Below are 11,938 nucleotides of genomic sequence, written 5' to 3' on the forward strand. Positions count from 1 at the left end.
CGTCCCGGCCCCGGACAGCGGGCAGGTGGGGGCGCCCTGTCGTGCCCCCGATTCCCGGCGTGCCGATCCCGCGGGATATCCCTCCCTATGACTATTCACTCAGTACATGTACTGAGGATATAGTCCGTCGCATGAGCACCCGACACGTCCTTCTGGGCCTGCTCGCAGCCGGTCCCTGCCACGGCTACGACCTGAAGCGGCAGTACGACGCACGCTTCCCGCAGGCCCGCCCGCTCGCCTACGGGCAGGTCTACACGACTCTGCAGCGCCTGGTGCGGGACGGTCTGGCCGCAGTCGACGGCACCGGTTCCGACGGCGGTCCGGAGCGCACCCTCTACCGCTCGACGGAGGAGGGCTCACGCGAACTGGCCCTGTGGGCCGACGAGATCACCGCCCCGGCCCCCTTCGTGACGAACGAGATCTTCGCCAAGGTCGTGGTCTCGATCCTCGTCGCGGCAGCCGGCACACAGACAGGACAGGACGGACGGAAGCCGGACGCCGCCGCGCACCTGAGGGCCCAGCGCGCCGCCCACATGGAGCGCATGCGCGAGCTCACCGCACTCAAGACCGCGCCGGGCACCGATCTCAGCACGGTGCTCTCCGCCGACTACGCCCTTGCCCATCTCGACGCCGACGTGCGGTGGATGACCACCACCACGGCCCGCATCGACACCCTGACCGCGGAGGTCAACGCAGCATGAGCACACGGGAAGAACAGCAGTCGTCCTCGGAGGCGGCCGCGCTGATCTCGGCGCGCGGTCTGCGGAAGTCGTACGGAAGGACCGAGGCCTTGCGGGGCGCCTCCCTGGACCTCCACGAGGGCGAGATCCTGGCCGTCACCGGCACGAGCGGCAGCGGCAAGTCCACCCTGCTGCACTGCCTGTCGGGGATCGTCCGCCCCGGCGAAGGCGTCGTCACCTACGGGAGCGAACAGCTCGGCCGACTGCCCGAGGACCGGCTCAGCGAGCTGCGGCGCAGCGACTTCGGGGTGGTGTTCCAGTTCGGGCAGCTGATCCCCGAGCTCACCGCGCTCGACAACGTGGCGCTGCCGCTGCTGCTCGCGGGGATCCGTCGCGGCCCCGCGCACCAGCGGGCGGGGGAGTGGCTGGAGCGTTTCGGCGTCCGTGGTCAGGCAGACCTCCGTCCCGGCGGGATGAGCGGCGGTCAGAGCCAACGGGTCGCACTGGCAAGGGCCTTGGTCACCGGGCCCAAGGCGGTCTTCGCCGATGAGCCGACGGGGGCCCTCGACACCCTCGCCGGGGAACAGGTGATGACGGCTCTGGTGCACACCGCGAGGGAGTCGGGCACCGCCGTGCTGCTGATCACCCACGACGCCCAGATCGCGGCGTACGCGGACCGCGAGGTGTGGCTGCGGGACGGGGCCGTCCACTCCGGCTCGGCCGATGTCCTCGGTCAGGAGGCGGCGCGCCGTGAAGGCTGACATCCGCATCGCCTGGATCCTCGCGCGCGGCTCGGAGCGCCGCGAGTGGTGGAGGATCTCGCTCACCGTCCTGGGCGCCCTGCTCGCCACGGGCTTCGCCCTCGCGGCAGCGACGATCGCCGCTGTTCAGGGGCAGGTGTCGATCCCGTACGTACACGGACTGCTCAACCACCCCGGCGAGCGTGCCGGGGTGGTGTTCACGCTCGTGCTCCTGCTGGTCCCGGTGCTCGGCTTCCTCGGCCAGTGCGCGCGCATCGGCGCCGTGCACCGTCATCGGCGGATGGCCGGGATGCGGCTCGCCGGCGCATCACCCGCACAGGTGCGGAGAATCGCCGCCGTGGAGGCCGCGTTCGCCTGCCTGGCCGGCTCGTCGGCCGGCTTCGCCGCGTTCGCCGTGCTCCTCACCGTGGTCGGACACACCCCGCCTCCGGTGGCCTGGGCGGGCTTCGTGGTGGTCGTGCTCGGAGTGCCGGTGGTCGCCGCGCTGGTGAGCGTCTTCGCCCTGCGCCACGTGGTTGCTTCGCCCCTCGACCATGTGCTGAGGACGGGCCCGGACCAAAGGCGCCGTGCGGTGCTCGCCTCCCTGCTCGCGGTCGGGCTGATCGCCGTGGCGGCACTGCTCCATCTGTCCCCGGGCGGCAGGAGCATGAAGCCGCTCGCACTGCTGGTCCTCGGCCTGGTGCTCCTCACCGGGGCGGGCGCGATCTGGGTGACAGGGGCGTTCGCGGCGTTCATGGGCCGCAGGCTCACCCTCCGCGCGAAGAGCCCGGCGGTGCTCATCGCCGCGAGCCGCCTCGCGCACGACCCGTGGGCGGCCGCCCGCACCCATGCCGCCCTGTTGCTGGTCACGGTCGTCGGCGTGGGCTTCGTGGGGGTCCGCGGGGTACTGCTCACGGCGCTGGGGGAGGACGGCTACCGGCCGGTGGATCTGGCCTTCTACACCACCGGCATCGACCTCGCCGGAGCCGCCGTGCTGATCGCCCTCGCCATCAGTCTCTGCGGCCTCGCCGTGGGCACCGCCGAGTCGCTGGCCACCCGCCGCAGGGGCCTGGCGGCACAGGCCGCCGCCGGGGTGCCCCACGGGGTCCTGGCCCGCGCCACGCTCCTTGAGACCGCGCTCCCCCTGGCGCCCGCGCTTCTGCTCGCGGGCGCCGGAGGGACGGTGGTGTACCTGGCGTACGCCACCCTCGTGGGCGGCCCCGTCCCCCTGCTGCCGCTGCTCGTCCCCGTGACGGTCTACGCGGCCTGCCTGCTGGCCTCGGCGACGTCGCTGCCGCTCCTGCGACGCGTGGCGCACCCCGCGGAGCTGCGTTTCACGTAGGAACTCCGCGTGCTGCGGTGCCGGGTGGGCCCGGACACCTATCCCTCGGCCCGCCCGGTCTTCGCACCGGCTTCGGAGAGATCCGCTCCGCCGCGCGCACGCGCCGCCACGACGAGCGTCGCGGCGACGAGCGCGGCGGCGATGATGCCGGTGGCGAGGACCGGGCCCGGGGTGAACGTCATGGCCAGCACGGCGAGGACGGCCACGGGGTGGATGAGGTCGTTCCGGCTGCGGAGTTCCTCCCCCCGGTGGTGGAGCAGCCACACCAGGGTGATGAACACGGCCACCGGGACGGTGAACGCCGCTGCGGCGGCACGGTCGGAGAGGTGACCGTGACCGGTGGTGTGGGCGACGCCGACGGCCAGCCCCGCGCCCACGGCTGCGGCCGACGCGAAGACGGCGTAATGGCCGTAGCCCCAGAGGATCGCGGACCTGAGGCCGGTGAGCCGGCTGGGTGCGTTCTGGGCGAAGTAGAGCCACCACAGGGCGAAGACGGTGAGCAGCCCGCCGATGACCAGGGTCGCGATGTCTCCGAGCGCGGCCTCGTCGTCGAGGGCGGTACGGACGGCCACCGTCGCCGCGGTGATGGTCTCACCGAGGACGATCAGGGTGAACAGGCCGTACCGTTCGGCGATGTGGTGGGGGTGCCAGGTGGTGATGCCCGCGCTCTCGGCCCAGACGGGTACGGCGAGCTCGGCGACGACCAGGACCGCGAAGAGGGGCAGCCCCCAGTCGTCGGGCACGGCCAGGCGGGCGACCCAGCCGGCCTGCACGATCAGGATTCCGGTCGCGTAGCGAAGGCAGCAGCGCCGGCGTTCGGGATCGGAACGGGCCGCGCGCAGCCATTGGGTGACCATGGCGAGCCGCATGACGACGTAGCCCCAGGTGATGACGGTGAAGTCCTCGTGTTCGAGGGCTTCCGCCGCACCAGCGGCCAGGATGAGCGCACCTGCGATCTGGACCAGGGTGAGCAGCCGGTACGGGACGTCGTCGGTGTCGTACGCGGACGCGAACCAGGTGAAGTTCATCCAGGCCCACCAGATCGCGAAGAACACCATCGCGTAGCCGAGGACCCCGTGGGCGATGTGGCCTTCGACGAGTTCGTGCTCGAAGGCTCCCGACGCCTGGGCGACGGCGGTGACGAAGCACAGGTCGAAGAACAGCTCGAGCGTGGTCGCCGTGCGGTGCTCCTCGCCGGCGAGGCGGGCGACCATCGGCCGGTGCCATGCGCCGAAGGCGGAGTGTGACTGACTCATTCGTACCCGGTTTCAGCGGTAGGAGGGGCTGTTCGGGCCCGGCCGGTCCCGAGGGCGGCCGGGCCTGCCGACGCCGACCGTGCAGGCCGCGGCGGGGTCGGTCGGCTCGACGGACACCGGTCACGTTACGAGCGGGGCCCGAAGGCTCGCAACGTCGACAGGCCGCCTCCGGCTGGTCGGAACGCCACGTCGAATCCCATGCACCTGCGGATACGGGTCCGCGTGAACCGCCAGGTCCACGACGTGTGGGCTCTCGTCCGCGCCGTCGTCCTCCCGCACAGGCGTGGACGAGAGACCCCGGTCAACGGACGGGCCGGGCCGCCTCCTCGGCTCCAGGCCGCTCGAACTGGGTGCGGTGCAGCTCCTCGTACCGCCCTCCGGCGGCCAGCAGCTCGTCGTGCGTGCCCCGTTCGACGATCCGTCCGTCCTCGACGACCAGGATCAGGTCGGCTGCCCGCACCGTCGACAGGCGGTGGGCGATCACCACGGCCGTACGGCCCTCCAGGGCCTCGGCGAGTGCCTCCTGGACGGCGGCCTCCGAGGTGGAGTCCAGGTGCGCGGTCGCCTCGTCCAGGATCATCACCCGCTGACGGGCCAGCAGCAGCCGGGCAATGGTGAGCCGCTGGCGCTCGCCGCCGGAGAGCCGGTAGCCGCGCTCGCCGACCACCGTGTCCAGTCCTTCGGGCAGCGATGCCACCAGACCGTCCAGACGTGAGCGGCGCAGCGCGTCCCAGATCTCCTCCTCGGTCGCCTGCGGCCGGGCGAGCAGCAGGTTCGCGCGCACCGATTCGTGGAAGAGGTGCCCGTCCTGGGTGACCATGCCGAGCGTCTCCCGGATGGAATCGGCCGTCAGGTCGCGTACGTCGACGCCGTTCAGCCGTACGGCGCCGGCGTCGGCGTCGTACAGCCGGGGGAGCAGCTGCGCGATCGTCGACTTCCCGGCTCCGGACGATCCCACGAGCGCGACCATCCGGCCCGGTCCCGCGGTGAAGGTGACGTCGTGCAGAACCTGCGTTCCGCCCCCCGAGGCGAGGGTGGCGACCTCTTCGAGCGAGGCGAGGGAGACCTTGTCGGCGGAGGGGTAGCCGAAGGAGACCCCGTCGAACTCCACGGACACCGGCCCGTCCGGTACCCGGCGGGCGTCGGGCTTCTCGGCGATCAGGGGCTTCAGGTCGAGGATCTCGAAGACCCGCTCGAAGCTGACCAGGGCGCTCATCACCTCGACCCGGGCTCCGGCCAGTGCCGTCAGCGGCGCGTAGAGCCGGGTGAGGAGCAGGGCCAGGGCGACGACGGCCCCGGGCTCCAGGCTGCCGCGCAGCGCGTAGTGGCCGCCGAGCCCGTAGACCAGGGCGAGGGCAAGTGCCGACACCAGGGTGAGCGCCGTGATGAAGGTGGACTGGAGCATCGCCGTACGGATGCCGATGTCCCGCACCCGGCCCGCACGGGCGGCGAATTCCGCGGACTCGTCGGCGGGGCGTCCGAAGAGCTTGATGAGGGTCGCGCCCGGCGCCGAGAAGCGCTCGGTCATCTGGGTACCCATGGTGGCGTTGTGGCCGGCGGCCTCCCGCTGGAGGTCCGCCATCCGGGCGCCCATCCGGCGGGCGGGGACGACGAACACCGGCAGCAGCACCAGGGCGAGCAGTGTGATCTGCCAGGAGATCGTGAGCATCACGGCCAGGGTCAGCAGCAGGGTGACGAGGTTGGAGACGACACCGGAGAGCGTGTTGCTGAACGCCCTCTGGGCGCCGATCACATCGTTGTTGAGCCGGCTGACCAGCGCGCCGGTCCTGGTGCGGGTGAAGAAGGCGACGGGCATCCGCTGGACGTGGTCGAACACGGCGGTACGCAGATCGAGGATCAGTCCCTCACCGAGGGTGGCCGACAGCCACCGGACGAGGAGCCCGAGCCCCGCCTCCGCCACGGCGATCAGAGCGATGAGCAGGGCGAGCCGTGTGACCGTCCCGGCTTCCCGGCCCTGCACGATCGCGTCGACGACCCGCCCCGCCAGCACCGGTGTGGCCACCGCCAGCAGGGCGGTGACCACACTGAGGAGGAGGAACCGGAGGATCCTGCTCCGGTGCGGCCGTGCGAACGCCGCGATGCGGTGCAGTGTGGCCCGGGAGAACGGCCTGCGGTCCTTCTGCGCGTTCATCGTGCTGTGCATTGAATGCCACGCGGTGACTTCCATGTCCATGCTGTGCCTCCGGGTCGGTCGGTATGCAGGGCACGCTAGGACCTCAAGCAAACTTGAGGTCAAGCGTTCCCGTCCGGCTTCACCCGTCGGCGCGTTCAGCGCGCCCGTACGGTCGCCATGACCTCCCGGTCCGGCTGCAGCGTCAGCGTGGGTACGGGGTTGACGGTGCCCGGGTCCACCTCCAGTTCGAAGCGGCGCGCCAGGACGGCGAGGATCAGCACCGCCTCGACCATCGCGAAGCGCGTACCGAGGCAGACCCGGGGCCCGCCGCCGAACGGATACCAGGCGTACTCCGGGATGTCGTCCCCCTCCTCCGCGTCCCAGCGCTCCGGACGGAACGCCTCGGGCTCCGGGAACCACCGCTCGTCCCGGTGCGTGGCCCACTGGCTGCTCCACACCCGTGTGCCCTCCGGCATCGGTACGCCGCCGATGCGCGCTCCCTCCTTGGCGATCCCGGTGACCAGCCAGATCGTCGGATACAGCCGGAGGGTCTCCTTCACCACCGCCTGGGCGTAGGTCAGTTGCGCGTAGTCGTCGATCCCCGGCTCCCGGTCGCCGAGGACCCGGTCCAGCTCCCCGGTGAGTGCCGCCAGCGCCTGCGGGTTGCGGGAGAGGAGATACCAGGCCCACACCAGCGTGGAGCTGGTCGTCTCGTGGCCGCCGATGTAGAGCGTGACGGTCTCGTCGCGGATCTCCTTGTCGGAGAGGTGCGCCCCGGTCTCGTCCACCGCGGTGAGGAGCCGGCTCAGCAGGTCGGGGCGCTCCCCGTCCCCGTCGCGATGGCGGGCCACCACGCGCCCGACCTCCGCGTCGATCACTGCGGCGGCCTTCTTGATCCTGGCCCGCCCGGGAGTCGGCACCCAGTCGGGCAGGACGGCGCCGAGACCGCTGAACTCCTTGCCGATCTCCTGCTGGGCGATGTCCATGGCGCGGCCCATCGACTCCGCGTCGGCCGGTGTGTCCACCCCGAAGATGGTGCGGACGGCGATCTTCTGCGTGAGAGCCGCCATCTCCCGCTTGATGTCGACGCGTTCGCCGCCCGTCCAGGTGTCGGCAAGTTCCACGGTGCACGCCGTCATCGTGGAGGCGTACGACTTCACCTGCTTGGGCCGCACCGAGGGCTGTACCAGCGACCGCTTGCGCCGCCAGTCCGGGCCGCGCGCCACCACGACACCGTTGCCCATGACCGTACGGAAGGCGATGCCCAGCAGCGGCTGGTCGAAGGTGCGCTCCGTCTCGGTGAGCAGCTCGCCGATGCACTCGGGGTCGGCGATGAAGACGCAGTCGTTGCGCCCGAAGCGCCAGCGCACCATGTCCCCGTACCCGCGCAGGCGCTCGAAGAAGGCGAGGGGGTTCTTGCCGAACTGCGGCAGGCTCCCCAGCAGGGGGAGGCCCCTCGGCCCCTGGACGAGCCGGTGGCCGCGAGGCTCGGCGTCGAGGGCCGCGCCGGTTTCCGTGGACATGAGGAACTCCCGTCATCTGCCTTGCGCAGTACGTGAGTTGCAGAGCCTAATGCCAGTCGGCCATGAGTTCGACGTGGGCATCTCCGGTGCCGCGCCCCGGCAGACCTGAGGGCCGCAGGCGGTCGCCTGCGGCCCTCCAGCCGGGTGTGCGAAGCGGTCAGACCCCCGGCGGCACCCGGGAAGGACGGCCGCCGCCGCGGGTGAGGCCGTAGCCGAACACCCCCGCCAGTGCGGCGAGTACGCCGCCGCCGACGGTCCACAGCCAGCGGTCGGTCCACCAGCCGGAGGACCAGCCGTCCTCCGGTTCGCTGCCGGCCGAGGCGGTACCGCCCTGCGCCGAGACGGCGGACACGCCCGGCACCAGGGGTTCGGCGAGAGCGCCGTCCACGTCGGCGGCGCCGCCCTGGCCGGCCGAGGTGACCTCGGTCTCGACGTGCACCGGAAGACCGAGGTCCTCCTCGGCCAGGCCGACCACCGTCAGGCGTACGTAGTAGCTGCCGGGCAGCGGGTCGGACGCCCACGGCTCGGACCAGGCGCGCACCGTACGCAGCACGCAGGACAGCTCGACGGTGCCCGCGTCCGGCGCCGCCTTCCTGGTCTGGTGGCCGTACATGCAGGCCTGACGACGGCGGAGCCCGTCGTACACGTCGACCTGCCAGGTCGACGCGCCGTGCCGGGTGGCGCTCTCCGGCAGGCTCACCTTCGCGCGGACGGTGGGACGTTGTCCGGCGTCGGCGGGGAAGGCCCAGTACAGGTAGTCACCCGTGGACGCGTCCGCGGTCGCCGTCTGCTCCTGCTGGATCGCCGTGGCGGTACGGAAGGTGGTGCCCGCCTCCGTCGGCCCGGCCGCCTCTCCGTCCGCCGGGCTCGCGCTCGGGGACGGGTCGTCGGCGACGGCGGCGCCCGCCGATGTGAGCAGGGTGACGGCGGCCAGGAGCGCGCCCACGCCCGTGCGCCTCAAGGTGTTTCTACGGGTGGTACGCATCAGTTGGTCCTCCATACGGCGACGCGCCAGCGCGAGATCCAGCCGAACAGCAGACCGGCGATCAGTCCGGTCAGCACCATGACGCCCAGCAGCCACCAGCCGCGGCCCAGGCCGAACGCGGCCGCGTCGGCGGCCTCGTCGGGAGCGTCCACCAGGTCGATGGTCAGCTCGACGGGCATGCCGGGAGTGGTCTTCACGGACGTGGGCGCCGAGAAGGAGTTGCTGAGCTGGAGGCACACTGCCTCGGCGGCGGGCTTCACATCGCCGTCGGATCCGTCGGTGTCGTCCTGTTCGGGCTTCGGGTAGCGCAGCCCGGTGGAGATGGCGTCCGTACGCCCCGTGCCGGATTCCGCACCCCGGACGATCTCGCGTCCGTGCGCGGTCACGGCGCGGAGCAGGACCCCGTAGTCGTTGTTCACGGCGCGGTCCGCCGCCACACTCGCGGAGGCACGCAGTTCCTGGCCGGGCAGGACGTTCACCCGGTACCAGCGGTGCTTGCCGATCTCCTGCCGGTCGGTGTAGAGCCCGGCCTTCAGCTCCGGGGCCGCGGAGCAGCTGCCGGCGCCCTCGGTCGCGACGGGGGTGACGACGGGCTCGGCGGCGCGGTCCACCAACTGTTTGACGCGCCCCGACAGTTCATCGGTGTGCTGGACCGCCGTGTAGGTGCCGCCGGTGGCCTCGGCGATGCAGGTCAGCTGCTGCCGGATCTTGGCGTTGGGCACCAGGCCCAGCGTGTCGATGACCAGGTGGATTCCCCGGGCGGCGATGTCGCGCGCGACCTCGCAGGGGTCGAGCGGGCCGCAGGTGTCCTCGCCGTCGGTGATCAGGACGATCCGCCGGGTGGCGTCCCCGCCCTCGAGGTCGTCGGCGGCACCGAGCAGTGCGGGTCCGATCGGGGTCCAGCCGGTCGGCGCCAGGGTGGCGACGGCGGTCTTGGCCTCGGTGCGGTCGAGCGGGCCGACCGGGTAGAGCTGCTTGGTGTCCTTGCAGCCGACCTTCCGGTCGTCGCCCGGGTAGTCGGCGCCGAGTGTGCGGATGCCGAGTTCCACCTCTTCGGGCACCGCGTCCAGGACGTCGTTGAACGCCTGCTTGGCGGCGGATATGCGGGACTCGCCGTCGATGTCGCGGGTGCGCATGGAACCGCTGACGTCAAGGACCAGTTCGACCTTGGGTGATGCGGCGGTGGAGGGTTCGTCGGCGGCGGCCGGGAGGGCGGTGCCGAGCCCGGCGGCCAGGGTGGCGAGCAGTACGCACACCCCGGCCGTCAGCCGTTTTCTTGTGATCATCGCCGGATCCTATTGAAGATCCGCAGTCATCCCCAAAACACGTGTGCCGGGCGCGATTTCGGGGCCCTGTCTCAGCCGCCGAGCAGAGGTTCCGACGCCCTGTCCAGCACCGAACCGACACGCTCCCAGGTCTCTGTGTCCCTTTCCACCGGCGGGAGTTCGGCGTCGGTGGCCGCCGACTTCGCGTTCCAGCGGGTCGCGATGGCGACCGGGTCGCCGCCGCCCGCCGCGGAAGCGGCCAGCGCGGCCGCGCCGAGCGCGACCAGTTCGCCGCTGCCCGGCACGATCAGGGGCCGGCCGGAGAGGCGGCGCACGGTCTCCACCCAGGTGCGGCCCTGGGCGCCGCCGCCGATCAGCCGCAGGGGCCGGCCCGCGACCTCGGGGTCGGCCGGGTCGAGGCCGCACGCCAGCAGCAGCTCGTCCAGCGCCCGCAGCACGGTGAAGGCCGCGCCCTCGTACGCCGCGCCCAGCAGCTGCTGCGGCGTGGTGTCGTGCCGGAGCCCGGTGAGCAGTCCGGAGGAGGTGGGCAGGTCCGGGGTGCGTTCGCCGTCCAGGTACGGGAGGAGGACGGCCTCGCCACCGGGTGTCGCGTCGTCGCGGTGCAGACCGAGCAGGGTCGCCACCTTGTCGACGGCCAGGGTGCAGTTGAGGGTGCAGGCCAGCGGGAGATACGTACCGTCGGCCGCGGCGAATCCGGAGAGGGCCGTGGACGCCGGGCGGGTCCGGGAGGCGGCGAAGACCGTTCCCGAGGTGCCCAGACTCAGGACGGGGTGGTCCAGCAGCCCCGCGCCGCCCAGGCCGAGGCCCACAGCGGCGCTCATGTTGTCCCCGGTGCCGGCCGCGACGGCGATCCCGGCCGGGAGGCCGAGTGCCTCGGCCGCGGCCTCGGTCAGGGAGCCGATCCGGGTCCCGCCGGTCGCGGCGACCTCCGGCAGCATGGAGGCGTCAAGGCCGAGGTGGTCCAGGAGCTCCGGGTCGTACGTGCCCGTCGCGGTGGAGTACCAGCAGGTGCCCGACGCGTCTCCCGGGTCCGTCGCCGCGACGCCCGCGAGCCGCTCCGTGAGGAAGTCGTGGGGGAGTCGCACGGAGGCCGTCGCCTCGGCGTTCGCGGGGTCGTTCTCGCGCAGCCACCGCCACTTCGTGGCGGTCATGGAAGCGACGGGCACCGTGCCGGTGCGCGCGGTCCACGCCTCGGGGCCGCCCAGCTCGGCGACGAGCGCCGAGGCCTGCGGCGCGGAGCGCGTGTCGTTCCACAGGAGCGCGGGACGCAGCGGGCGACCGGTCCGGTCGAGCGTCACGAGGCCGTGCTGCTGTCCGGCGACGGCGATGCCCACGACGGCGGACGCGGAGAGTCCGGACTCCTTGAGCCCGGCCGCGACGGCGTCGCACAGCGCCTGCCACCAGACCTCGGGGTCGGTCTCGCGGGCCCCGCCCTCACCCGTGACGACGTGCGGGGCGCGGCCGACGGCGAGCAGCTCACCGGTCTCGGTGTCGGTCACTGCAGCCTTGGTGGACTGGGTGGAGCTGTCCACGCCGATGACGACGGTACGCGGCGGCATGGGCTACCTCTTCTCGTGCGGATTCCGGTGGTGCGGGTTTTGGGAGTGCGACAAACAAATTACGTGATCGACAGCGTCCCGAACAGAGGCGACCCCCGTTTCGTCGTCCGGGGGGTTACGTCCACGCGGTGCCGTGTGCATAATTAATCATGTCAGTGAACAAATAGGCCCGGGGTACTGACGACGACTCCGGACCCCAGGCAGGCGAAGGCGGACACACCATGACCGAGCGCTTCACTCCCACTTCCGCGGACAGGTTCACCTTCGGTCTGTGGACCGTGGGCTGGCGTGGCAACGACCCGTTCGGTGACGCGACGCGTCCCGCGCTGGACCCGGTCGAGTCGGTGGAGCGGCTCGCGGAGCTCGGTGCGCACGGTGTGACGTTCCATGACGACGACCTGATCCCGTTCGGGTCCGACGACGCCGAGCGTGC

At 72.0% G+C, this 11,938-nt stretch carries 9 protein-coding genes and 1 pseudogene; 4 read left to right on the top strand and 6 right to left on the bottom strand.

From position 1 onward, the window contains the following. Positions 1-131 precede the first annotated feature (131 nt). Genes ACFWFI_RS33745 through ACFWFI_RS33755 form a run of 3 tightly spaced genes read left to right on the top strand, consistent with a single transcriptional unit; the run spans position 132 to position 2,762 of the window. Positions 132-701, top strand: a complete 570-nt coding sequence (locus tag ACFWFI_RS33745) for a PadR family transcriptional regulator (protein ID WP_387397833.1) — start codon at positions 132-134, stop codon at positions 699-701. Then, positions 698-1,441 (top strand): ABC transporter ATP-binding protein, encoded by a 744-nt coding sequence (locus tag ACFWFI_RS33750; protein ID WP_387397834.1) that lies wholly within the window; start codon positions 698-700, stop codon positions 1,439-1,441. The genes ACFWFI_RS33745 and ACFWFI_RS33750 overlap by 4 nt, the downstream gene beginning before the upstream one ends. Continuing rightward, a complete protein-coding gene (locus tag ACFWFI_RS33755) occupies positions 1,431-2,762 on the top strand; it encodes an FtsX-like permease family protein (RefSeq protein WP_387397837.1) in 1,332 nt (443 codons plus the stop codon). The genes ACFWFI_RS33750 and ACFWFI_RS33755 overlap by 11 nt, the downstream gene beginning before the upstream one ends. A gap of 38 nt (positions 2,763-2,800) precedes the next feature. Here the strand turns inward: ACFWFI_RS33755 and ACFWFI_RS33760 are convergent, their stop codons facing one another. The 6 genes from ACFWFI_RS33760 to xylB all read right to left on the bottom strand — a co-directional run bounded on the left by ACFWFI_RS33760 (position 2,801) and on the right by xylB (position 11,505). After that, entirely contained in the window at positions 2,801-4,018 is a 1,218-nt protein-coding gene (locus tag ACFWFI_RS33760) for a low temperature requirement protein A (RefSeq protein ID WP_387397839.1), read from the bottom strand. Between the two features lie 301 nt (positions 4,019-4,319). Further along, the gene (locus tag ACFWFI_RS33765) at positions 4,320-6,212 is read right to left on the bottom strand and encodes an ABC transporter ATP-binding protein (protein ID WP_387397840.1); all 1,893 of its coding nucleotides are present in this window, start codon (positions 6,210-6,212) and stop codon (positions 4,320-4,322) included. 95 nt (positions 6,213-6,307) lie between these two features. After that, a complete protein-coding gene (locus tag ACFWFI_RS33770; protein ID WP_387397842.1) occupies positions 6,308-7,675 on the bottom strand; it encodes a cytochrome P450 in 1,368 nt (455 codons plus the stop codon). 157 nt (positions 7,676-7,832) lie between these two features. Then, the gene (locus ACFWFI_RS33775) at positions 7,833-8,660 is read right to left on the bottom strand and encodes a hypothetical protein (RefSeq protein WP_387397844.1); all 828 of its coding nucleotides are present in this window, start codon (positions 8,658-8,660) and stop codon (positions 7,833-7,835) included. Further along, complete coding sequence (locus ACFWFI_RS33780; protein WP_387397846.1) at positions 8,660-9,946, bottom strand: VWA domain-containing protein; 1,287 nt, start codon at positions 9,944-9,946, stop codon at positions 8,660-8,662. Before ACFWFI_RS33780 ends, ACFWFI_RS33775 begins: the two co-directional genes overlap by 1 nt. A gap of 71 nt (positions 9,947-10,017) precedes the next feature. Then, positions 10,018-11,505: a xylulokinase gene (xylB, locus tag ACFWFI_RS33785; protein ID WP_387397848.1), complete on the bottom strand. Its 1,488-nt coding sequence runs from the start codon at positions 11,503-11,505 to the stop codon at positions 10,018-10,020. Between the two features lie 221 nt (positions 11,506-11,726). Here xylB and ACFWFI_RS33790 point away from each other — a divergent pair. Beyond that, a pseudogene (locus ACFWFI_RS33790) lies at positions 11,727-11,938 on the top strand (xylose isomerase); the annotation flags it as partial.

The organism is Streptomyces sp. NPDC060209 (assembly GCF_042728155.1).
GTDB lineage: Bacteria > Actinomycetota > Actinomycetes > Streptomycetales > Streptomycetaceae > Streptomyces.